Genomic DNA, 20896 nt, shown 5'->3' on the forward strand with positions numbered 1-20896 from the left:
GGACGGCGCCCGGACCGCAGACTCGGGGGCGAGTGATCAGCGAGCGATCAGCGAACGATCCGCGATCGACCCGTGAATGACCGCGATCGACCGCGATCGACCCGCGAATGACCGGCGAACTGACTGGCCAGCCGAAGGAGCGCGTATGCCGTCGTACCTCACCCCGGGCGTGTACGTGGAGGAGGTCCAGTCCGGTGCCCGGCCGATCGAAGGGGTCGGCACCGCCGTCGCCGCCTTCGTCGGCTTCTCCGGATCCGGTCCCTTCCACGAGCCCACGCTGGTGACCAACTGGGACCAGTACGTCCAGCGGTTCGGCGGGTTCACCGAGGGCACCTACCTGGCGCACGCGGTGTACGGCTTCTTCGCCAACGGCGGCGGCTCCGCGTACGTCGTCCGGATCGGCGACCCGGCCCGACAGGCCCCCGGCGCCGCCCCGGCCCCCGCCGTCGCCGCGGCCCCGCCGGTCGCGGTCGCGGGCTTCCTGATCTCGGCCCTGCCCGGAGCGGGCGGCGAGGTGTCCGTCGAGATCGCCGACCCGGAGGGCGAGAACGTCCCCGAGGACCGGTTCCGGCTGCTGGTCCGCCGGGGCGCCGAGGTCGTGGAGAGCTACGACGTCTCGACCCGGAAGAACACCAAGGGGTACGTCGTCACCCAGCTGCGCGAGTCCAAGCTGATCGCGGTCGCCGAACAGCCCGGCACCGCGCCCAGCCGCCCCGAGCGGCAGACCCACGTGCTCGCCGCCGCCCCCGCCGTCGCGCCGGGGCCGGTCGCGGCCCCCGCCACCCGGCTCGACCCCGCCGAGTACGTCGGCGACGCCGCCGCCCGGACCGGCTTCTCGGGCCTGGAGGCGATCGACGAGATCACCATGGTCGCGGTGCCCGACCTGATGAGCGCCTACCAGCGCGGCGACCTCGACGACGAAGGCCTGCGCACCGTCCAGCTGGCCGTCATGTCGCACTGCGAGCAGATGGGCGACCGGATCGCCGTCCTCGACCCGCCGCCCGGCCTGAACGCCCAGCGGATGCGCACCTGGCGCAACGAGGAGGCGGGCTTCGACTCCCGCTACGCCGCCCTCTACTACCCGTGGATCAAGGTGTTCGACCCGGCCAGCGGCCGCAACGTGCTGGTCCCGCCGAGCGGGCACGTCGCCGGGGTGTGGGCGCGCAGCGACGCCGAACGCGGCGTGCACAAGGCGCCCGCCAACGAGGTCATCCGCGGCGCGGTCGACCTGGAGCTCCGGCTCAGCAAGGGCGAGCAGGACCTGCTGAACCCGATCGGCGTCAACTGCGTCCGGGCGTTCCCCGGGCGCGGCATCCGGATCTGGGGCGCGCGCACCCTCTCCTCCGACCCCGCGTGGCGCTACCTGAACGTGCGCCGGCTCTTCAACTACCTGGAGGAATCGATCCTCCTGGGGACCCAGTGGGTGGTCTTCGAACCCAACGACGACCGGCTGTGGTCCAGCATCCGCCGGAACATCACCGCCTTCCTCACCGAGGAGTGGCGGCGCGGGGCGCTGTTCGGCCAGACCGCGGCCGAGGCCTTCTACGTCAAGTGCGACCGCGACAACAACCCGCCGGAGTCCATCGACCTCGGCCAGGTGATCTGCGAGATCGGCGTCGCCCCGGTGAAGCCGGCCGAGTTCGTGGTGTTCCGGCTGGCCCAGTTCTCCGACAGCACGAGCCTCGTCAACGAGTGACCCGGCCCCGTCGGCACCCAACGCATCGGAAGGTGACAGCACGCCATGGCTGAAGGCGATCCGCTCTCCACACACATATTCGGCGTCCAACTCGGCGGCTACAACGTCGAGTCCGTCAAGGAGATCAGCAACCTGACGGTCGAGCAGGACGTCGTCGAGTACAAGCAGGTGACCCAAGAGGGCAAGCTGATCGTCCGCAAGCAGCCCGGCGCCCGGCTGCCCGGCGAGGTGACCATCACCCGCGGCCTGGACAAGAGCGGCGCGTTCACGGACTGGATCAAGGAGACCCTCAACAACGGGGCGATCAACACCGCGCGGCAGAACCTCACCATCGAGGTCAAGGACACCACCGGCGCCACCCTGCGGCGCATCCAGCTGACCAACGCCTGGGCAAGCCGCTGGGAGGGCCCCACGCTCAGCGCGGGCGAGTCCAGCGCCGCGACGGAGACCGTGACCATCGTGTTCGAGGAGATCAGCGTCGAATGAGGCGGAAGATCGGCCTGGACGAGCTGCTGGAACGGGCTCCGGCCCAGGGCCCGGAGCCGGGTACGGTCCCGGCCCCGGGCCGGCCGGGCGCCGCGCCGCAGCCCGGACCGGCTACGCCCCGGGGGCGGGCGCCGCACACCGAGTTCGAGTTCGAACTGCCCCTGGGCTACGTCGACGACGAGGGCACCGTGCACCGCCAGGGCACCATGCGACTGGCCACCGCCCGGGACGAGCTGATGCCGCAGATCGACCTGCGGGTCAAGGAGAACCCGGCCTACCTCAGCGTGGTGCTGCTCAGCCACGTCATCACCAGGCTGGGCGACGTCACCGACGTGCACGCCGGGATCGTCGAGCGGATGTACGCCACCGACGTCGCGTTCCTCCAGGACCTCTACCAGCGGATCAACAGCGAAGGCCACACGCGCGCCGCCGTGACCTGCCCGCACTGCGACGGCGCCTTCGAGGTCGACCTCGCCGGTGGGCGCCTGGGGGAATCGTGACGTACGCGCCTGCTCGGCTGTACGAGGAGATCGCGTACATCGCCTACCACTTCCACTGGCCGCGCGAGGACCTCCTCGACCTGACCCACCGTGAACGCGGACAGTGGGTGCGCGAGATCGCGCGCATCAACTCCCGTGTCAACGAGGGAGGGTGAGCGGGGTGGGGGTGCGGGACTGGATCGCGCGGCGGCGTCGGGACGGTGGTGCCGGTTCCGGCGGTGCCGGTTCTGACAGGGCGCAGTCGTCCGGCGGGACCGGCGGTGCGGGCGAATCCGCGCCTCCGGCGGCCCGGCGGCGGCCGGCGGTCGGGGACGGGGGATGGCGTGCGGTGACGCCGCTCGTCCCGACCCTGACCGGGGCGGGGAACGGGGTCAGCGACGGCCTGAAGTTCCGCTCCCGGCTCGCCTCCTGGCAGGACCCCTCGCTGTGCGGTCCGCTCGGCCATGCGGTGCTGCCGTCCGCGCCGGTGGGCATCCTGCGGGCGGTGGCGGCGCCGGGTCGTCCGGCTGCGGTCGTCGGGGGTGGGGACGAGCTGGTCCTCCCGGTCGGCGTGGGCGAAGCGGCGGGTCCGGAAGGGGCGGGCGCGGAAGGGGTGGGGGAGCGGCGGCAGGTGCTGCCGGTCCAACGGGCCGACCGGGTACGGCGGCTGCCCGTGCGCTTGGCGCCGCGTGCGGCGCGGGCGGGCGGGGGCGTACGGCAGGCCGGGGTGGAGAGCGGTGCGGCGGCACCCGGTGCTGCGGTGCGAGGCCCGGCGCAGCCTGAGCCGTTGACGTCCGATGCGCCGAGGCCCGCTGCCTCGAAGTCTGGTGCGCAGGTGCCTGCTGCGCCGAGGCCCGCTGCCTCGAAGTCTGGTGCGCAGGTGCCTGCTGCGCCGGTGCCTGCTGCGCCGAAGTCTGGTGCGCAGGTGCCCGGTTCGCCGGCGCCTGCCGCGCCGGGGTCTGCCGCGCCGGTTCCTGCCGCGTCTGAGGCCGGTACGCGGGCGCCCGGAACTGCGGCGCCGGGTGTGATCGCGGAGTCCCCGCGTCGGAGAGGCGCGGTGGGCCGGGCCCAAAGTCATTCCGTGCGGCCCCGCTCCGTCAGCGGACCGCTGACCGTGGCGCGACGCCCAAAGTTGTTGCCCGTGCGCCCGGTGGCGGCCGTCCCGGGGCCGGGCAGGGCGAACGATCTCGGCGCCGAGCCGCCGAGGCCGGGCGCCGACTCATCGCCGCCGGTGGCCGCGACGGATGAACCGGCCGACAGGACAAGCCCGTTGGTGAGCGGCGAGGCCGCCGGTCCCGCGCGGGCCGGGTCGGTGGAAGGGGTGGTCCAGCGTGCCGCCGCGACGGGCGCTGAAGCAGCTACCCGTCCGGTCCTCGGCGCGCCATTGACCGCGTTGCCCGCGAGCGCCTCACCCTTGGCCGCCGCCGGTGCCGCCGATGCCCAGACCACGGAGCGCCTCCCGGATGCGCCGGCCATGCCCGTCGTCCGTGCTGCCGCGGAGTCCGCCGGTCCCGAAGCGAGTGGGCCCGACCGCCCATGGCAGCCGGCACCCCGCCCCGAGCGTGGGCCCGTCGGCGGCCTGCCTGTTCAGCGCACGTCCTCCGAGGCCGCCGGTACTGCCCCGGGTACCCCGCCGTCGCCTGCCCCGGCCCGCACGCGTGGGGGTCTGGGCGCGCCGCTCGATGCGCTGCCGCCGTCGGCGGCAGCGCCCGGCGGCACTGCTCCGATGCTCGGCGGACGCCGACCGGTCCGGCGTGTCATGAGCCCGACGGCGGGTGGCACAGCGGGCCGAAACGTCGGCGGCCCGGCGGAGCAGAGCGTGCCCCCGGTCGGCGAAGGGCCACGCGTACAGCGCGCCACCCGCCGCCCCGGCACCGGCTCGGTGGACTCGACTTCGGTGCCACCGGCGAGACATGGTGGGCCACCTACGGAGCAGACCGGCCCTGCCGCGCCGCAGACCACCAGCGGCTCGGGGCGGGAGGGTCGCCTGCCGGGGCCGATTGGAAACGCCGACGGCCCGATGGCCCCGGTGACGGTTCTCGCGCGCCCCGCCGTCGGCGGCCTGGGCGTGCAACGAGCAGTCGAACTCACCGGCGCGAGGCGCGGGTTGATCGGCGAGCGCCCGATCTCGGTCGCCCTCGCCGCGCCAGCGGCGCCCTTCGGGAGCAGCACCACCGCTCCCACGGGCTCCCGCACGGCGCCCTCGCCGCCGGTGGTCCCGGCAGTCTGGCCCAACGCGCTCGCGTCACGTACGGACGATGAACCGGCGGCGCCGCCGTCGCGGACCCCCGGCGGCGGAGGGGGCGGGACCGCCGCTGCGCCGCAGCGCGCGGGGTCACGCCGCTCGCCGGGCGTGGGGGCGAGGCGGACCAACGCCGGGCAGTCGACTCCGCCGGGGAGTTCGGCGCGGTTCGGCGGGCCGGGTGCCGCAGACGCGGCGGGCGGTTCCTCCGGCCCGGGGGTGGTACCTGGAGACGTGAGTGCTGTGCAACGCTCGCGTTCCCCCCGTGCAACCGAACGTGAAACCGGCCGGACGGCTGCCGATCGTCCTGCGGCGCAGGGGAGTTCGGCACCGCTCGGTACGTCGGGTGCCGCCGGGGTGGCGGGCCGCTCGTCCGGCCCGGGGGTGGTGCGTGGGGTCGTAGCCGCTGTGCAGCGCTCGCGTTCCCGGCGGGCGTCGGAGCGCGGGGGCGGCAGGATGGCTGTCGATCGCCCTGCGACGCAGGGGAGTTCGACCTCTCTCGATGCGCCGGGTGCGGCAGAGGCGGCGGACGGTCCGTCTGGTCGGGGCGCGCTGCGCGGGGTGGTGGCTGCGGTGCAACGCTCGCGTTCGCGGCGTGCGGCGGCTCATCGTCCGTCGGCGCACGGGAGTCCGGCGTCGGTCGACGCCTCCCCGGTCACGGCCCCACCGAGCGGCCGACCCCAATCTCCCCGTGCAGCGGTGCCGCCCACGCGGGTGGTCCGGCTCGCGCCCCCGTCGGTTCAGCGACTGCCGTCGCCGGAGCTGCGGTCGCCGGAGCTGCCGGCACGGCCTTCGCCGGTGGTGCCGCGAGCCCTGCCGCCCGGGCACGCCGAGAGCATCCCGCCCGCGCCCGTGGTGCGGCCCGCACCCCCGGCGGTCCAGTCGGTCCAGCGGCTGCCGACCGTGTCACGGTCGCTGCCGTCACCGCCGCCGCCGGCGGACCCTTCGCCCGTCGCGTCGCGACCCCTGCCGCCCGCGCGACCCGCCGGCGCCCCGCCCGCGCGCCCCGCCGGCACCCCGCCCGCGCTGCCCGCACCGCCCGCGCCCGGTACGGCGCGGTTGTTGCAGCGGGTGGCCGAGCAGGCGGGCCTGTCCGGGGTGCCGATGACCGCGGTCCCGGCGCGCCGGCCGAGCACCGTACAGGCCGCCCCGACGAACGCCGCCCCGACGAAGTCCTCACCGCCCGCCGAGCCCGCAGAGGCTCCCGGCGGTGCCGGGCCCGCCGACCTCGACGAGCTGGCCCGGCGCCTGGTGGAACCGGTCGGGCGGCTGCTGCGCACCGAGCTGCGCAGGGGCAGGGAGCGGGCCGGGAGACCGTACGACCTGCGCCGCTGAGCCCAGGACGACCGCATCGACCTGACCGGCAACAGCAAGCGGTAATCAGCAAACGGAAAACAGCAAGCGGCAAGCAGGAAAGGGGGACCGATGACCGACAACATCTTCGCGAGCAGCGTGTTCTTCAGCCTGACCATCGGCGGCAATGACCTGGGCGAGTTCACCACGTGCTCCGGCCTCGGCGCCCAGGTCGAGATCGAGCAGTACGCGGAGGGCGGCAACAACGGTTTCTCCTGGCAGCTGCCGGGCCGCATCACCTGGTCGAACATCACGCTGACCCGCGCGGTCACCGCGGACAGTGCCAAGATCGCGCGGTGGCTGGGCGAGATCGTCCGGAAGGTCGAGCCGAAGGACGGCGAGATCGTGGCGCTGCGGCCGGACCTGAGCCGGATCGTCGGCTGGCAGGTGCTGGGGATCGTTCCGGTGCGCTGGGAGGGACCGTCCTTCGATCCCGCCAACTCCCAGGCGGCGGTGGAGAGTCTGGAGATCGCCCACGCGGGCCTTCGCCCGTCCTGATCCCGGTTCGCACAGAACTCCGCCCCACCCACGTAAGGAGCAGCAGGATGTCCACGGCGGTCCCCGCGAGCGTCACCCGGGCCCAACTGACCATCATGGAGCCGCCGTCCACGGTCGGCGCCCAGCCCGGCGGCGCGATCGCGCGGCTTCCGCTGCAGTTCAACCCGGCGACCCTGGTGCTGCGCAAGACCACCGAGTGGCGGCGCACACCGTCGCGGATGGCGGGCCAGTCGGCGTTGCCGGAGTTCGTCGGCAGCGGTCCGCGCTCGCTGTCGCTCGACGTGTTCCTGGACTCGACCGCGACCCATGACAACTCGGTGGAGCGGGCGGTGGAGCAGCTGATGACGGCCTGCGTGCCCACCCCGACGAGCCTGGCCCGCAAGACGCCGGCCAGTCCGTGGATCCGGCTGGACTGGGGCACCCTGACGACGACCTCGTTCAACGGGGTGCTGACCGGCCTCTCGGTCACCTACACGCTCTTCGACGTGGACGGCAATCCGCTGCGCGCGGTGTGTTCCCTCTCCATCGACGAGGCCAGCGTCGATCCGGCGGGACAGAACCCGACCTCCGGCTCGCCCGAGGCCCGCAGCACCCACCGGGTGATCGCCGGCGACAGCCTGCCGCTGCTCGCCTGGCGCGCGTACGGGGACGCGACGGCTTGGCGCACCATCGCGGAGGCGAACGACATCGACGATCCGCTGGCCCTGGTCCCCGGTGCGGAGCTGATCGTGCCGGGGATCGACGAACTCACCCGGGGCGGGCAGCGATGACCACTCCCGAGGCCCGTGGTGGCCGGCCGTTCGCCGCGGATCCCGTCGTCGAGGCGCCGGGCCCGCTGCCGCCGGTCTGGGCGGCCCAGTTGGTGTCCTGCGACATCGAGGAGAGCGTGGGCCTGCCCGACACGGCGGTGCTGAGCTTCCGGGACGCGGACCACACCTTCCTCTCCACGACCGGGATCACCATCGGCACCGAGCTGCGGGTGTCCGTGGTCACCGTGCAGGGGCACACCCAGGTGCGGCTGTTCACCGGCGAGGTGACGGCGCTGGAGCTGGAGGTCGACACCACGGGCTCGTACACCGTGCTGCGGGCGTCGGCGGTGACCCACCGGCTGATGCGCGGGCGGCGGGTGAAGGCCTTCCGGAACATGACGACCGCCGACATCGTCCGCGAGGTCGCCGCGGGTGCGGGCCTGGCCTGCGGGCGGGTCGACTCCTTCCCGGTCGTGCACCAGCAGCTGTCCCAGGCGAACGTCCCGGACTGGGAGTTCCTCCAGTTCCTGGCGTTGGAGAGCGGCGCGCAGGTGCGGGTGGACGACGACGGGAAGCTGGAGTTCGTCCGGCCGCAGCCGGCGTCCGGGGCGCCGGCCCCCGCCACGCCCGCGCCGCAGAACCCGCTGGTGCTGGAGTACGGCCGCAACCTGCTGGAGCTGCGCGGTGTGCTGACCGGGGCGGCCGGCGCGGACACGGTCGAGGCGCGCGGCTGGAACGTCACCACCAAGAGCGCCCTTGTCGCCGCCGAGCCCTCGGTGACCTCGCCGAGCGTGCTGCCGGGGATGAGCCCCTCGGTGGTGGCCTCCGCCTTCCCCGGCCCGGCGCGGCTCACCGTCGCCGACACCCCGTACCGCACCCAGGCGGAGACCACCGCCGTGGCGCGGTCGCTGGCCGCCTCGGTGGCCGCGGGTTTCGGCGAGCTTGAGGCGGTCGTCGAGGGCAATCCGCGGCTGCGGGCGGGCACCGCGGTCGCCCTGGGGAACGTCGGCGCCGCCTTCTCCGGCCGCTACACCGCCACCGGGGTGCGCCACCTGCTGGAACCGTTCCGCGGCTACCGGACCACCGTGGTGGTCAGCGCGGCGCCCGACCGCTCGCTGGCGGGACTCGCGACCGGGGGCAACGCGCCGCCGCGCGGGCCGCGGATGCCGGGCCTGGCCGTCGCCGTGGTCACCGACGTCCGCGAGCCGGGCGACGGGCAGCGCGGCTGGGTGAAGCTGAAGTTCCCCTGGCTGGACGACAGTTACGTCTCCGACTGGGTGCGCACCGTGCAGTGGGGCGGGCACGGGGGCGGCGGTGTGGTCAGCCCCGAGGTCAACGACGAGGTGCTGGTCGGCTTCGAGCAGGGCGACCTGGACAGCCCGTACGTGCTGGGCGGCCTCTACAACGGCGTGGACCGGCCCTCGCCGCACGACGTGCCGCTGGTCGACGCGACCGCCGGGAAGGTCAACCGCCGTTCCGTGGTGTCCCGTTCGGGCCACCGGCTGGAACTGCTGGACGTGCCGGGCGGCAGCTCCGGGGTCCGGCTGGCCAGCGGGGACGGGAAGTTGGAGGTCCGGCTGGACCAGCAGCACGGGGAGATCGTCCTGACCGTGCACGGCGCGGTCGGCGCGGGGACGAGCACGGTGCGCCTCTCCTCCTCCGGCATCACCCTCGACGCGGGCACCGGGGAGGTCAACGTGCGCGGCGGATCGGTGACGATCCGGGGCACGACGGCGGCCACCGTGGACGGCGGTGCCCAGGCGGTGATCAAGGGGGCGTTCGTGCACATCAACTGACGGATCGTCAATCGAATTCAGCAGAAGGAACGGAGACCGTACATGCCCCCCGCAGCCCGGACCGGCGACCCCACCGATCACGGCGGCACCCTCGCCACCCCGCCGCCGGGCGCCCTCGCGGTGGAGACCGTGCTGATCGGCGGCCGGCCCGCCGCGGTGGTCGGCAGTCTGCACGCCTGCGTCCCGCACGTGGAGATGGGCCCCGCCAACCTGGTGGAGCCCGAACTCGGCACCGTGACCCGGGGAGTGACGCTGATCGGCGGCCTGCCCGCGGCCCGCATGGGCGACAAGACCACCTGCGGCGCCACCATCGTCAGCGGGGCCTTCAACGTGCTGATCGGGGGTGCCGCATGAGTGTGAACTTCATCGGCCGGGGGTGGGCCTTCCCGCTGCGGGTGAACGCCACCGGCGGCATCGGCATGGTGGAGCGGGACCGGGAGATCGCGGAGGCCATCCGGCTGATCCTCGGCACCGCCCCCGGCGAGCGGCCGATGCGCCCGGAGTTCGGCTGCGGCATCCACGAGTACGTCTTCGCCCCGGGCGACAGCACCACCGCCGGGCGGATCGCCCGCGAGGTGCGGATCGCGCTGGAACGCTGGGAGCCGCGGATCGGGGTCGACGACGTGGTGATCGCCTTCGACCGCGTCGACGAGGGCACGCTCTACATCGACGTCCACTACACCGTGCGGGCCACCAACGACCGCCGCAACCTGGTCTTCCCCTTCTACACCATCCCGGAGTCGCCGGCGGCGGCGATGGACGGGGGCGAGCGCTGATGGCACTGCCCTCCCCGAACCTGGACGACCGCCGCTTCCAGCAACTCGTCGACGAAGCCAAGCGCTACGTCCAGCAGCGCGCGCCGGAGTGGACCGACCACAACGTCTCCGACCCGGGCGTCACCCTCATCGAGACCTTCGCCTACCTGGTGGACCAGCTGCTCTACCGGCTGAACCGGGTGCCGGAGAAGAACTACGCCGCCTTCCTCGACCTGCTGGGCATCCGGCTCTTCCCGCCCGCCGCGGCCCGGGCCGAGGTCGACTTCTGGCTCTCCGCCCCGCAGCCCGAGATGGTCCTGCTGCGGGCCGGCACCGAGGTCTCCACCCTGCGGACCGAGACCGACGACGCGGTGGTCTTCGCCACCGCCGAGGACCTCCCGATCGTCCCCAGCTCGCTGGAGCGGCTGGTCACCGTCTCCGCCGCGGGCGAGCAGTCCGACGCCACCGCCCGGCTGGCCGACGGCGCGGACGTGCCGTGCTTCCAGCCGCGCCCGGCGGTCGGCGACGCGATGCTGTTCGCCCTGCCGGCCGTGGTGCCGCGCTGCATCCTGGCCGTCCGGCTGGACAGCCGGGTGGAGGGCGTCGGCGTCGACCCGCGCCAGCCTCCGCTGGCCTGGGAGGTGTGGGACGGCGCGCGCTGGATCGGCTGCGAGACCGGCAGCGACACCACCGGCGGCCTCAACCGGCCCGGCGAGGTGGTGGTGTTCGTGCCCGCCGGACACACCGCGTCGGTGGTCGCGGGCCGCCGGGCCGGCTGGCTGCGCTGCCGGGTCACCGAGCCGAGCCCGGGCCAGCCCTTCTACTCCGAGTCCCCGACCGTCCGCCGGGCCGAGGTGTTCACCGTCGGCGGCACCGCGACCGCCCTCCACGCCCAGACCGTCACCGACGCGCCGCTCGGCACCTCCGAGGGCGTCGCGGGCCAGCGCTTCCGGCTCGCCCGGCCGCCGGTCCTGCTGGACGGCGGGCCGCCGGTGGTCGAGGTCGCGGCCGGCGACGGGTGGCAGCCGTGGACGGTCGTCGAGCACTTCGGCGACTCCTCGCCCACCGACCGGCACGTGGTGCTCGACGCGACCACCGGCGAGATCCACCTCCCGCCCGCCGTCCGGGAACCCGACGGCAGCCTGCGCGCCTTCGGCGCGGTACCGCCCAAGGGCGCGCGGCTGCGCGTCCCGCGCTACCGCACCGGCGGCGGGACGGCGGGCAACGTCGCCCGCAACACCGTCACGGTGCTGCGCAGCTCCGTCCCGTACATCGCCCGGGTGGACAACCGCGAAGCGGCCAGGGGAGGGGTCGACGGGGAGACCGTGGAGAACGCCAAGCTGCGCGCCCCGCACCAGCTGCGGCTGCAGGAACGCGCCGTCACCGCCGGGGACTTCGAGCTGATCGCCCGGCAGGCCGCGCCCTCCGCCGCCCGGGTCAGCTGCGTGCCCGCCGACGACGGCGGGGCCGGCGCCGTGCGGGTGCTGGTCGTCCCCGACGCGGTCGCGGACGAGGGCGAGCGGCTGCGGTTCGAGCAACTCATCCCCGACGAGCAGGTGTTGGCCGCCGTCGCGACCGCCCTGGACGAGCGGCGGCTGATCGGCACCCGGATCCTCGTCCAGCCCCCCGCCTACCAGGGCGTCACGGTGGTCGCCCGGCTCACCACCCGAGCCACGGACCCCGACCGGGTCCGCGAGGCGACCCTCGACGCGCTCTACCGCTACCTCAACCCGCTGCGCGGCGGCGCCGACGGCTCGGGCTGGCCGTTCGGCCGGGCGGTGCAGTACGGGGAGGTGTTCGCGGTGCTCCAGCGGGTGGCCGCCGTCGCGGGGGTCGAGGAACTGCGGCTGTTCCCGGCCGACCCGATCACCGGACGCCGGGGCGCGCCCGCCGAGCGGGTCGACGTCCCGCCGGACGCCCTGGTCTTCTCGCACCAGCACCAGATCGTGGTCACCACGGCCGCCGAGGACGGACCGGCATGACCAGAGCCGCCGTCCCCGGGCTGCCCAGCCCGCACCCGATCGGCGAACTGCTGCCCGCGCTGTTCGCCGACGACGACCTCGCCCAGCGCTTCACGGCCGGCCTGGACACCGTCCTCGCCCCCGTCTTCGCCACCCTGGACAACCTGCCCGCCTACTTCCGGCCTCACCTCGCGCCGGTCGACTTCCTGGATTGGCTGGCCTCCTGGCTCGCGGTGGACGTCGACCCGGCCTGGCCGGAGGAGGTGCGCCGCGCGGTGGTCGGGCGCGCCGTGGAACTGCACCGGTGGCGCGGCACCCGACGCGGACTCGTCGAGCGGCTGCGCCTGGTGCTGGGCGCCGGCGCCGAGATCACGGATGGCGGCGGGGTCTCCTGGGCGACCGCCCCCGGCGGCGTACCGCTGCCCGCGTCGGGCGGCGAGGTGCTGATCCGGGTCTGGCCGCTGCACGGTGCGGGGCTGGACGAGGACCAGGTGCTGGCCGTCGTCAGGGCGGGCTGTCCGGTCCACCTGACCTGCCGGGTCGAGATCCTGCCCGGTCCACCCGGACGAGCGGAGGGCTGACGGATGCCGGTGTGCCCCGAATGCGGGACGGCCAATGCGGAAGGTGACGACTTCTGCGGCAACTGCGGTGCGTACCTGGGGTGGTCCCGGACGGCCGCCGCGACGCCCGCGCCCGCGCAGGCAGCGCCCGCGCAGACCGAACAAGCGCCGGCGCCGGCGGCCGCCGTGGCCGAGGCCGAGCCTGCCGCACCCGCCGCACCCGACACCGCGCGCACCGAGTCCACCTGGCGCAACGTTTCCCGACGGGTCACCGCGCGCAGCAGGCGGAACCAGCCGCCCGTCCCGGACCCCGCGCCGCCGACCGAGCCCGTCGAGGCGCCGCCGGCCCCGCCGACCGCCGAACCCCCGCGCGCGACCTCCACCCGCGTGCGGCCGACCCCGGCCCCCGAACCGACCCCGGCTCCGGCCCCGGCTCCGGCTCCGGTTCCGGTTCCGGTTCCCGACCCGGCTCCGGTTCCACCGCCGACCCCCGAACCGGCCCCCGTCCCCGAACCGCAGGCCGACCCGGTGGCCGTGCAGCCCGCCAAGCCCGTCGCGCCACGCCCCGTCGTCCGGGCGTCCGCGGCCGACGAGGCCCAGGAGGGCCCGCCCTGCCCCCGGTGCGGCACGCCCAACCTGCCCGAGCGCCGGTTCTGCCGCCGCTGCGCGGCGCCGCTGGCCGTCACCGCGGCCCCGCCGAAACTGCCCTGGTGGCGCACCCGTTGGCCGTTCCGCCGCCGGGTGCGGATCGGCGGTTCGGGCAACGCGCTGCGCCGCACCATCGCGCTGGTCGTGCTGGCCGCACTGGTCGTGGCGGGGATCCTGCTGTACCCGGTCGGCCTGAGCGCCTACCAGGACGTGCTGGACAAGGTCCGCAGCACCGCCCCGATCACCCCGTCGCTGACCTCGGCGAGCGCCGCGGTCGAGGGCCATCCGGCGACCGCGGCCGCCGACGGCCTCAGTAACACCTACTGGGGAGCGCCCGCGATCGGGGACTCCATCAGCTTCACCTTCCGCACCCCGTTCCGGCTGGTCGACCTGATCATCCACACCGGCGACTCCACGGACCCGGAGCACTTCCGGCAGCAGGCCCGCCCGCTGGTCCTGTCCCTGGAGGTCACCGCCTCGGACGGCGAGCTGCACCGGAAGCAGATCACCCTCAACGACCAACCGGGCCCGCAGACCGTGGCGACCGGGATCAGCGACGTCGTCCAGGTGAAGCTCACCGTCCGCGAGGCGGCCGGAACCGGCCCCGGCCGCACCATCGCCCTGGCCGAGGTGGAGTTCTTCAAACGGACCTGAACGCTGCCGTGCTCCCTCCGCGCGGGGCGGCGGGTGTCAGCCGGCGGGCTGGTCGTGGGTGGAGCAGTGGATGCCGCCGCCGCCGGAGGCGATGGTGTCGATCTGCAGGGGGACGATCTCGCGGTCGGGGAACTGGTCCTTGAACGCCTCCTGGGCGTGCCCGTCGGCCCGGGAGTCGCCGAACTTCGGCAGGTAGACGCCCTTGTTGCCGATGTAGAAGTTCATGTACGAGGAGACGAAGGCGTCGCCGCGGCCGGTGATCCGGTCCGGGTCGGGCTGGCTGATCTCGATCACCTTGAGCTTCTTGCCGGTCGCGTCGGTGGCCTCGGCCAGCACGGCCCGGGCCTGGTCGGCGGAGCGGGACCAGACGTCCGCCGGGGTGCCGGGGAAGGCCCGGTCCAGGAGGACGACGCCGGGGGCGGCGAAGCGGGCCAGGCAGTCGACGTGGGCGTCGGTGATGTACTTGCCCTTGACGCCCGCCAGCCAGATCACCTTGGTGACGCCCAGGGCCTGCCTCAGCTCGGCCTCGACCTGGTCGCGGCTGCGGCCCGGGTTGCGGTTGGCGTTGACCACCGAGCTCTCGGTGACCATCAGCGTCCCCTGACCGTCGCTCTCGAAGGAGCCTCCCTCGGCGACCAGAGGAACCGAGCCGGGCCACCTCGGCCTCGATCGCGTCGGTCATGCCCGGGACCCGCGCACCGGCCGGCTGCGACGGCGCCGGGGCCTGGCGCCACAACACCGCCCGCGCGGGTCCGTGGACCTACCCGGGTTCGCCCGTCCCGGCCGGCTTCCGGTCCACCAGCTACGCGGCCTGGGCCTGTGACGGCCTCGGCGGCTGGGTGCTCGCCCGCGCCTGACGGCCGGGCCCGTCCAGGCCGTCCCGACACCTCGACCGGTGCCGGGACGGCCTCCGTCAGACACGCCCCAGGACGGCCTGCGCCGCGTTGTGCCCCGGGATGCCGCTGACGCCGCCACCGCGCACTGCGCCCGCCCCGCACAGCAGGACGTTCGGATGGGCCGTGGCCACGCCCCAGCGGGCGGCCGTGCCGGGCGGCTCCTCGTCGGCGAAGGGGAAGGCGAGGTCCCGGTGGAAGATGTGGCCGCCCGGCAGCCCGATCTCCCGTTCCAGCTCCGGTGGAGTCCGGGCCTCGACGCAGGGCCGTCCGTCGGCGTCCGTGGCCAGGCAGTCGGCGATCGGCTCGGCCAGCACCGCGTCCAGCTGCGCCAGGCTCGCGGCCAGGGCGCGGTCCTTGGCCGCCGGGTCGCCGAACAGCCGGGCGGGCATGTGCAGGCCGAACAGGGTCAGGGTCTGCAGCCCCTGCCGGGCGGACTCCGGGCCCAGGATCGACGGGTCGGTGAGCGTGTGGCAGTAGATCTCGGACGGTGGCGCGGAGGGCATCCGGCCGGCCAGCGCCTCGGTGTACGCGGTCTCCAACTGGCGGTAGCCCTCGGCGATGTGGAAGGTCCCGGCGAATGCCTCGCGCGGGTCGGCGGCGGTGTCCCGCAGCCGCGGCAGGTGGCGCAGCACCATGTTGACCTTCAGCTGGGAGCCCTCCGGCGCGGGCCCCGGGGCCTCGCCCAGCAGCCGGGCCAGGGTGGCGGGCGCGGCGTTCACCAGGACCTTGGGCGCGGCCACCGTCGTCTCGCCGTCCCGGTGCCGGTACGTCACCTCGGCGTCGCCGTGGCCGTCGGTGGCGACGGCCGTGACCTCGCAGCCGGTCCGGAGCTCCGCGCCGGCCGCCAGCGCCGCCTCGGCCAGCGCGTCCGTCACCTCGCCCATCCCGCCGACCGGGACGTCCCAGTCGCCGGTTCCGTTGCCGATCACGTGGTACAGGAAGCAGCGGTTCTGCCGGAGTTCGGGGTCGTGGGCGTGGGTGAAGGTGCCGATCAGCGCGTCCGTCAGGACGACACCGCGCACCAGGTCGTCCGTGAAGGTCCGCTCGACGGTCTCGCCGAGCGGCCGCTCGAACAGGGCCGTCCAGGCCGCCTCGTCGCCGACCCGCCGGCGCAGCTCGGCGCGTGAGGGCAGCGGCTCGGTGAGCGTCGGGAACACCCGCCGGGCGAGCTCCCCGGTCATCCCGTAGAAGCGCTGCCAGGCCTGCCACTCCCGGTCGCCGCCGGTCAGCGTCCTGAACGACTCCCGGGTGCGGCCGGGGTCGGCGGCGTCCACCAGCAGCCCGGTGGGCTTCCCGTCCCGCACGGTCGGGGTGTAGGAGGCGATCCGGCGCCGCCGCAGCTCCAGCCGCAGTCCGAGGTCCCGGACCACCTTCCGCGGCAGCAGGCTGACCAGGTAGGAGTAGCGCGACAGCCGGGCGTCCACGCCCGGGAACGCCCGGGTGGACACGGCGGCCCCACCGACCCGGGGCAGCCGTTCGAGGACCAGCACCCGCCGACCGGCCCGCGCGAGGTAGGCCGCGGCCACCAGTCCGTTGTGCCCGCCGCCGACGATCACGGCGTCGTACCGGGAAGACACCATCGTGGTCATCCGGTCACGGTACGCCACCCGGGCGGGCCGGGGAACAGGTGCGCACGGACGCGGATCCGGCCCCCCCGGGGCGGGCTGTCGGTGCGGATGGCTACGGTCTGCGGCATGGCGACAGTGATCTTCGTCGACGAGACGACATCGGGGGCGCGACGGGATGCCTGGCGGCTTCCGGTCGCGGAGGAGCGGTTGACGCTGCGCGAGCTGATCCGCCGCCGGGTGCACCGGGAGGTGGCCGAGCACAACGCGGGCCGCCCCGGGGTGTTCCACGGCCTGGTGCAGCCCACCCCGGCCGAGCGGACCCTGGACGGGCACCGGCAGCCGGAGGCGGACCGTGCGGTCGACCCCGAGCGGCAGTTCCTCAGCGCCGTCGAGGCCTTCGGCCGCAACGGCTTCCTGGTGCTGGTCGGCGACCGGCAGGTCGAGGAGCTGGACGCCGAGCTGGACCTGCGCGCCGATACCGAAGTGTCCTTCCTGAAACTCGTACCGCTGGTGGGTGGCTGATGATGATGACGACGACCGATCCCCTGGACCCCGCAGTCGCCCGGCTGCTCGACGCGCTCGACACCGGACACGTGGACGGGATCGTCACGGCGCTGTCGGAGGTGGACGCCGCCATCGGGGGCGACTGGTCCGACGAGCGGGTGCAGCCCGTCCGCGAGCGGCTGCTGGGGCTGCACCGGAACACCCGGGCCGCGCTGGTGGCGGGCCTGGTGAACTGGTCGCTGATGCTCTGGCGGCCCGTGGAGACCGAGAAGCTCAAGCAGCAACGCAGCGCGCTGACCCGCCTGGCCGCCACGGTCTCCCGGGGCCTTCCGCCGGAGCCGGCCCGGGAGCTCAGCGAGGACCGGCTGCACCTGATGGGCCGCCAGTGGGTCTTCGCCGAGTTCCACGAGGCCGAGGCGCTGGTCAGTGAGGAGCTCGCCGCGGGCCGGCCGGTCGAGGCCGCGGTGGTCGCCGCCGTCCGCCGCAGCGCCCTGCACATCCGGCCCCACCACAGCCTCGTCGTCGACCTCGCGGCCGCGCTGACCGAGCCGCTGCTCAGCCCCGGCGAGGCCTGGGCCGACCAGGTCCTCGCCGACGTCGCCGAGCTCGATGCCGAGCTCGATCCGGCCGGGGGAGAGGGCGGTCCGTGGAGGGCCCTGCTCAAGCATGCGCTGGAGGTCAAGTCCGCAAAGCCGACCGCCCGTTGGGAGCGGACCGGCCGGGCACTGATCGACGCGGTCGGCCCGGAGCGGGCCCGCGAGCGGATCACCGCATGGCTGTCGCTGGTCGGCCGCCCGCGGACCCTCGAACTGGTCGCGGACCCGAACGGCGCGGGCGCCAACCAGCTCGACCCCCACAACCTGGACGCGCTGCGCGGAATCGCCCTGCTGCTGCCGCTGGCCCCGGCCCAGCCCGACAGCGCCCGAGTGCTGGGCCGACTGGTCGAGTCCACGCTGCGCAAGGTGCCCGGCATCGGCCCCCAGGCGCCCAAGGTCGCCAACGCCGCCGTGCACGCCCTCGCCCGCCTGGACGGCGAGGAGGGCCTCGCCCAACTGGCCGTCCTCACCACCCGGGTGACGTACAAGGGCACCGTCAAGGAACTCGACAAGGCACTCCGGGACCGGGCCGCGGCGCTCGGCCTCAGCCGGGCCGAGATCGAGGAACTCGCCGTCCCCAGCTACGGATTGACCGAACCGGGCCAGCGGGTCGAGCGGTTCGGCGACGCCCGGGTGGAGCTGCTGGTGGAGGGCACCGGGGTCCGACAGACCTGGTACAACGAGGCCGGCCGCCCGGTGAAGTCCCCGCCCGCCTCGGTGCGCCGCGAACACGCCGACGGGCTCAAGGAGTTCAAGGCCGCGGTCAAGGACCTGGAGAAGATGCTGGCCGCCCAGTCCGAGCGGCTGGACCGGCAGTTCCTGGCCCGGCGCAGCTGGCGGTACGGCTCCTGGCGGGAGCGGATCGTGGACCACCCGCTGGTCGGCACCCTGGCCCGCCGACTGATCTGGACCGTCGACGGCACGGCCTGCGCCTGGCTGGACGGCGCCCTGCGCACCCTGACCGGCGACGAGCCCGCGCCCGCCGCCGACGCCCAGGTCGAACTGTGGCACCCGGTCGGCCACCCGACCGAGTCCGTCCTCGCCTGGCGCGCCCTGCTGGAACGCCACGAAGTCGTCCAGCCGTTCAAGCAGGCGCACCGGGAGGTGTACCTGCTCACCCCCGCGGAGGAGCACACCCGGGTCTACTCCAACCGCTTCGCCGCGCACGTGCTGCGCCAGCACCGGTTCCACGCGCTGGCGGGCGTGCGGGGCTGGCACAGCCAGCTGCAGCTCGCGGTGGACAACTCCTTCGCCGTCCCGAAGCGCCTGCTGCCCGAGTGGGGCCTGCGCGCCGAGTTCTGGGTGAACGGCATGGACGCGGACTGGGGCGAGACCTTCACCCACCTGGGCACCGACCAGGTGCGGTTTTACCCGATCGACGCCCCGGAGAACCTCACCCAGGCGGGCAGCGGTCAGTACAGCCCGATGATGCGGCCGGGCGTGGAGATACCCGAGCCGGTGCCGCTCACGGAGGTGCCGCCGCTGGTGCTGAGCGAAGTGCTGCGCGACGTCGACCTGTTCGTGGGGGTGAGCAGCGTCGGCAACGACCCGACCTGGTCGGACGGCGGTCCGGACGGGCGCTACCGCGACTACTGGCAGTCGTACGGCTTCGGCGAGCTGTCGCAGAGCGCCCGTGAGCGCGGCGAGTTGCTGGCCCGGCTGCTGCCCCGGCTGGCGGTCGGGAAGCGCTGCACCGTGGAGGGGCGCTTCCTGGAGGTCCGGGGCGAACTGCACACGTACCGCATCCACTTGGGCTCGGGCAACGTCCTGATGGCGCCCGACGACCGCTACCTGTGCATCGTGCCGGCGTCGGACGGCCCGGCCGACGGGCAGGCCGGTTCGCCGGGCGGGCCGTATCTGCCGTTCGAGGGCGACCGGATGCTGGCGGTCATCCTCAGCAAGGCGGTCCTGCTGGCCGATGACACGGCGATCACCGATCCGGCCATCACCGGTCAACTGGGGCAGCGCTGATCGCCCGTGGGGGCAAAGCTCCGTGTCCGTACCTCGTTTAGCCCCCATTTACCGTTTGACAACGTACCGTTGGTGAGCTCGGTCATGTTCACTTCAGAGCACCGACAAGAAGGAGTGCCTTTCTTGACCACTCACCTCAAGAACGGCGTACGGGTGCTGCCGGCCCTGGCGGCGGCGGTGTGCGGGATCGTCGGCGGCACCACGCTGGGGGCCTCCGCGGCCGCGGCCGCCGACCAGCGCCACCCGATCTACGCCATCGCGCACCGGGTCGACACCCTGGACGGCGTGGACGCCGCCCTCAAGCACGGCGCCAACGGCATCGAGATCGACGTCTGCTCCTGGTGGAACCCGAACGAGTGGCGCGCCTACCACGACTGTTCCTCCGCCGGAGACAACCGGCGGGGCCCGAGCTTCGACAGCATGATCGACCGCATCCTCTCCAACGCCAACGCGGGGCGACGGCTGTCGCTGGTCTGGCTGGACATCAAGGACCCGAACTACTGCGGCGAGGAGCCCAACCGCACCTGCAGCGTCGTCGGCCTGCACGACAAGGCGCAGCGGCTGACCGCCGCGGGGATCCAGGTGATCTACGGCTTCTACGAGTACCACGGCGGCAACACCCCCGACGTGGGCGGCCGGGGCTGGAAGAGCCTGGAGGGCAAGCTCGGCCGGCTGGAGGGCATGACCACCACCGGCACCCGCGACCAGGTCCGGAACGCCTTCAACCGGTCCGGCTCCGGGATCCCCGCCGGCCACCGGGCGATGGACTACGGCGACAGCGACATCACCAACGGATTCGGCAACTGCACCGAAGCCACCTGGAACACCTGCGCGGAGCTGAAGAAGGGAGCGGCGGACCGGGCCTCCGGACAGCTCGCGGCCACGCTGTCCTGGACGACCACCTACAACGACCCCTGGTACGTCGACAAGCTGCTGGGCGACGCCCAGGTGGACGGCGTCATCGCGGGCTACGGCGCCTTCACCGGCGTGCGCGAGTACGACGACAGCTGGCAGTGCGCCAATGCCATCAACCTCGTCCGTGACTGGGTGAACCGCCACAGCGGCACCCACCGCATGGCCAACAGCGGCGACCGCCTCTTCCGGTAGGCGCCGGCTCGCCCGGGGCCTACCGCTCCTCCTCCGCGGCAGCCCCGGGCGGGGCGTTTGTTTCGAGCGCCGAGTAGGGGTACTGTCTCCCAGTCGCTCGGCAGGGAGCACCGGACACGCAGTTCTGCGCGGACGGTCCCGGGGCGGCCAATCCACGAGAAACACCACTTGCCGGTTCGGCATGCCTGTTTATCGGGATTGCGGCTGGATTCGCTTTTCGGAGCGGGGATCGGCTAGAGTTTGGAACGTCGGACGGGGCGTCAAGCCGCAGAAGACAGCAGTGAGTTGGATGACGAAGCCCCGGAAAACGGAGCGGAAAACATCTGATAAGCTGGAAACACGAAAGAACGAAGCGCCCGGAGGGCCCGCTGGAAGGC

The 20896-nt window shown here is 74.0% G+C and carries 19 protein-coding genes and 2 pseudogenes; 18 read left to right on the plus strand and 3 right to left on the minus strand.

Annotated elements, in window-relative coordinates:
* Window positions 1-145 precede the first annotated feature (145 nt).
* The 4 genes from ACIG5E_RS36085 to ACIG5E_RS36100 are packed head-to-tail and all read left to right on the plus strand — an operon-like array spanning window position 146 to window position 2837.
* A complete protein-coding gene (locus tag ACIG5E_RS36085) occupies window positions 146-1696 on the plus strand; it encodes a phage tail sheath family protein (protein ID WP_396540955.1) in 1551 nt (516 codons plus the stop codon).
* Window positions 1697-1741: 45 nt separating this feature from the next.
* Window positions 1742-2182, plus strand: coding sequence for a phage tail protein (locus ACIG5E_RS36090; protein ID WP_030290301.1), 441 nt, complete (start codon window positions 1742-1744; stop codon window positions 2180-2182).
* Entirely contained in the window at window positions 2179-2682 is a 504-nt protein-coding gene (locus ACIG5E_RS36095; protein WP_396540957.1) for a hypothetical protein, read from the plus strand. The genes ACIG5E_RS36090 and ACIG5E_RS36095 overlap by 4 nt, the downstream gene beginning before the upstream one ends.
* Window positions 2679-2837: a DUF6760 family protein gene (locus tag ACIG5E_RS36100; protein ID WP_167344961.1), complete on the plus strand. Its 159-nt coding sequence runs from the start codon at window positions 2679-2681 to the stop codon at window positions 2835-2837. Before ACIG5E_RS36095 ends, ACIG5E_RS36100 begins: the two co-directional genes overlap by 4 nt.
* Window positions 2838-3735: 898 nt before the next feature.
* Here the strand turns inward: ACIG5E_RS36100 and ACIG5E_RS36105 are convergent.
* Complete coding sequence (locus ACIG5E_RS36105) at window positions 3736-4137, minus strand: hypothetical protein (RefSeq protein ID WP_396540959.1); 402 nt, start codon at window positions 4135-4137, stop codon at window positions 3736-3738.
* A 1828-nt stretch (window positions 4138-5965) separates the two neighbouring features.
* Here ACIG5E_RS36105 and ACIG5E_RS36110 point away from each other — a divergent pair.
* The 10 genes and pseudogenes from ACIG5E_RS36110 (at window position 5966) to ACIG5E_RS36155 (ending at window position 13877) form a co-directional block, all read left to right on the plus strand.
* Window positions 5966-6238 carry a hypothetical protein gene (locus ACIG5E_RS36110; RefSeq protein ID WP_396540961.1) on the plus strand — a complete coding sequence of 91 codons (273 nt, stop codon included), beginning with the start codon at window positions 5966-5968 and terminating at the stop codon, window positions 6236-6238.
* Window positions 6239-6328: 90 nt separating this feature from the next.
* Window positions 6329-6754, plus strand: a complete 426-nt coding sequence (locus ACIG5E_RS36115) for a phage tail protein (protein WP_396540963.1) — start codon at window positions 6329-6331, stop codon at window positions 6752-6754.
* 47 nt (window positions 6755-6801) lie between these two features.
* Complete coding sequence (locus ACIG5E_RS36120; RefSeq protein ID WP_396540965.1) at window positions 6802-7524, plus strand: LysM peptidoglycan-binding domain-containing protein; 723 nt, start codon at window positions 6802-6804, stop codon at window positions 7522-7524.
* Window positions 7521-9299 (plus strand): VgrG-related protein, encoded by a 1779-nt coding sequence (locus ACIG5E_RS36125; protein ID WP_396540967.1) that lies wholly within the window; start codon window positions 7521-7523, stop codon window positions 9297-9299. Before ACIG5E_RS36120 ends, ACIG5E_RS36125 begins: the two co-directional genes overlap by 4 nt.
* Before the next feature lie 42 nt (window positions 9300-9341).
* Window positions 9342-9653, plus strand: a complete 312-nt coding sequence (locus ACIG5E_RS36130) for a PAAR domain-containing protein (RefSeq protein WP_396540969.1) — start codon at window positions 9342-9344, stop codon at window positions 9651-9653.
* Window positions 9650-10075 carry a GPW/gp25 family protein gene (locus tag ACIG5E_RS36135; protein WP_396540971.1) on the plus strand — a complete coding sequence of 142 codons (426 nt, stop codon included), beginning with the start codon at window positions 9650-9652 and terminating at the stop codon, window positions 10073-10075. Before ACIG5E_RS36130 ends, ACIG5E_RS36135 begins: the two co-directional genes overlap by 4 nt.
* Window positions 10075-12036 carry a putative baseplate assembly protein gene (locus ACIG5E_RS36140; RefSeq protein ID WP_396540973.1) on the plus strand — a complete coding sequence of 654 codons (1962 nt, stop codon included), beginning with the start codon at window positions 10075-10077 and terminating at the stop codon, window positions 12034-12036. The genes ACIG5E_RS36135 and ACIG5E_RS36140 overlap by 1 nt, the downstream gene beginning before the upstream one ends.
* On the plus strand, window positions 12033-12596 hold the full coding sequence (locus ACIG5E_RS36145; RefSeq protein ID WP_396540975.1) for a phage tail protein I: 564 nt from the start codon (window positions 12033-12035) through the stop codon (window positions 12594-12596). The genes ACIG5E_RS36140 and ACIG5E_RS36145 overlap by 4 nt, the downstream gene beginning before the upstream one ends.
* Before the next feature lie 3 nt (window positions 12597-12599).
* Window positions 12600-12665, plus strand: a pseudogene (locus ACIG5E_RS36150) (zinc-ribbon domain-containing protein); the annotation flags it as partial.
* A 438-nt stretch (window positions 12666-13103) separates the two neighbouring features.
* A complete protein-coding gene (locus tag ACIG5E_RS36155) occupies window positions 13104-13877 on the plus strand; it encodes an NADase-type glycan-binding domain-containing protein (RefSeq protein WP_396540989.1) in 774 nt (257 codons plus the stop codon).
* A 36-nt stretch (window positions 13878-13913) separates the two neighbouring features.
* On the opposite strand, the pseudogene ACIG5E_RS36160 reads toward ACIG5E_RS36155, so the two are convergent.
* Window positions 13914-14519, minus strand: a pseudogene (locus ACIG5E_RS36160) (agmatine deiminase family protein); the annotation flags it as partial.
* 38 nt (window positions 14520-14557) lie between these two features.
* Between ACIG5E_RS36160 and ACIG5E_RS36165 the strand changes: the two are divergent.
* Window positions 14558-14734 (plus strand): hypothetical protein, encoded by a 177-nt coding sequence (locus ACIG5E_RS36165; RefSeq protein ID WP_396540977.1) that lies wholly within the window; start codon window positions 14558-14560, stop codon window positions 14732-14734.
* A 56-nt stretch (window positions 14735-14790) separates the two neighbouring features.
* Here ACIG5E_RS36165 and ACIG5E_RS36170 read toward each other — a convergent pair whose 3' ends face one another.
* Window positions 14791-16362, minus strand: a complete 1572-nt coding sequence (locus ACIG5E_RS36170; RefSeq protein ID WP_396540979.1) for a phytoene desaturase family protein — start codon at window positions 16360-16362, stop codon at window positions 14791-14793.
* Window positions 16363-16467: 105 nt separating this feature from the next.
* Between ACIG5E_RS36170 and ACIG5E_RS36175 the strand changes: the two genes are divergently transcribed.
* The 3 genes from ACIG5E_RS36175 (at window position 16468) to ACIG5E_RS36185 (ending at window position 20519) form a co-directional block, all read left to right on the plus strand.
* Window positions 16468-16863: a hypothetical protein gene (locus ACIG5E_RS36175; protein ID WP_396540981.1), complete on the plus strand. Its 396-nt coding sequence runs from the start codon at window positions 16468-16470 to the stop codon at window positions 16861-16863.
* Window positions 16863-19412, plus strand: a complete 2550-nt coding sequence (locus ACIG5E_RS36180) for a DUF4132 domain-containing protein (protein ID WP_396540983.1) — start codon at window positions 16863-16865, stop codon at window positions 19410-19412. The genes ACIG5E_RS36175 and ACIG5E_RS36180 overlap by 1 nt, the downstream gene beginning before the upstream one ends.
* 114 nt (window positions 19413-19526) lie before the next feature.
* A complete protein-coding gene (locus ACIG5E_RS36185; protein ID WP_396540985.1) occupies window positions 19527-20519 on the plus strand; it encodes a phospholipase in 993 nt (330 codons plus the stop codon).
* Window positions 20520-20896 lie beyond the last annotated feature (377 nt).

This window comes from Kitasatospora sp. NPDC053057 (assembly GCF_044546945.1).
Lineage (GTDB): Bacteria > Actinomycetota > Actinomycetes > Streptomycetales > Streptomycetaceae > Kitasatospora.

Bases quoted from the DNA above. Each gene is read 5' to 3' on its own strand.
- ACIG5E_RS36135 (WP_396540971.1), top strand. From the start codon at position 9,650: ATGAGTGTGAACTTCATCGGCCGGGGGTGGGCCTTCCCGCTGCGGGTG.
- ACIG5E_RS36145 (WP_396540975.1), top strand. From the start codon at position 12,033: ATGACCAGAGCCGCCGTCCCCGGGCTGCCCAGCCCGCACCCGATCGGC.
- ACIG5E_RS36180 (WP_396540983.1), top strand. From the start codon at position 16,863: ATGATGATGACGACGACCGATCCCCTGGACCCCGCAGTCGCCCGGCTG.
- ACIG5E_RS36115 (WP_396540963.1), top strand. From the start codon at position 6,329: ATGACCGACAACATCTTCGCGAGCAGCGTGTTCTTCAGCCTGACCATC.
- ACIG5E_RS36105 (WP_396540959.1), bottom strand. From the start codon at position 4,137: ATGGCCGGCGCATCCGGGAGGCGCTCCGTGGTCTGGGCATCGGCGGCA.
- ACIG5E_RS36095 (WP_396540957.1), top strand. From the start codon at position 2,179: ATGAGGCGGAAGATCGGCCTGGACGAGCTGCTGGAACGGGCTCCGGCC.
- ACIG5E_RS36130 (WP_396540969.1), top strand. From the start codon at position 9,342: ATGCCCCCCGCAGCCCGGACCGGCGACCCCACCGATCACGGCGGCACC.
- ACIG5E_RS36125 (WP_396540967.1), top strand. From the start codon at position 7,521: ATGACCACTCCCGAGGCCCGTGGTGGCCGGCCGTTCGCCGCGGATCCC.
- ACIG5E_RS36140 (WP_396540973.1), top strand. From the start codon at position 10,075: ATGGCACTGCCCTCCCCGAACCTGGACGACCGCCGCTTCCAGCAACTC.
- ACIG5E_RS36090 (WP_030290301.1), top strand. From the start codon at position 1,742: ATGGCTGAAGGCGATCCGCTCTCCACACACATATTCGGCGTCCAACTC.
- ACIG5E_RS36085 (WP_396540955.1), top strand. From the start codon at position 146: ATGCCGTCGTACCTCACCCCGGGCGTGTACGTGGAGGAGGTCCAGTCC.
- ACIG5E_RS36170 (WP_396540979.1), bottom strand. From the start codon at position 16,362: ATGACCACGATGGTGTCTTCCCGGTACGACGCCGTGATCGTCGGCGGC.
- ACIG5E_RS36165 (WP_396540977.1), top strand. From the start codon at position 14,558: ATGCCCGGGACCCGCGCACCGGCCGGCTGCGACGGCGCCGGGGCCTGG.
- ACIG5E_RS36120 (WP_396540965.1), top strand. From the start codon at position 6,802: ATGTCCACGGCGGTCCCCGCGAGCGTCACCCGGGCCCAACTGACCATC.
- ACIG5E_RS36175 (WP_396540981.1), top strand. From the start codon at position 16,468: ATGGCGACAGTGATCTTCGTCGACGAGACGACATCGGGGGCGCGACGG.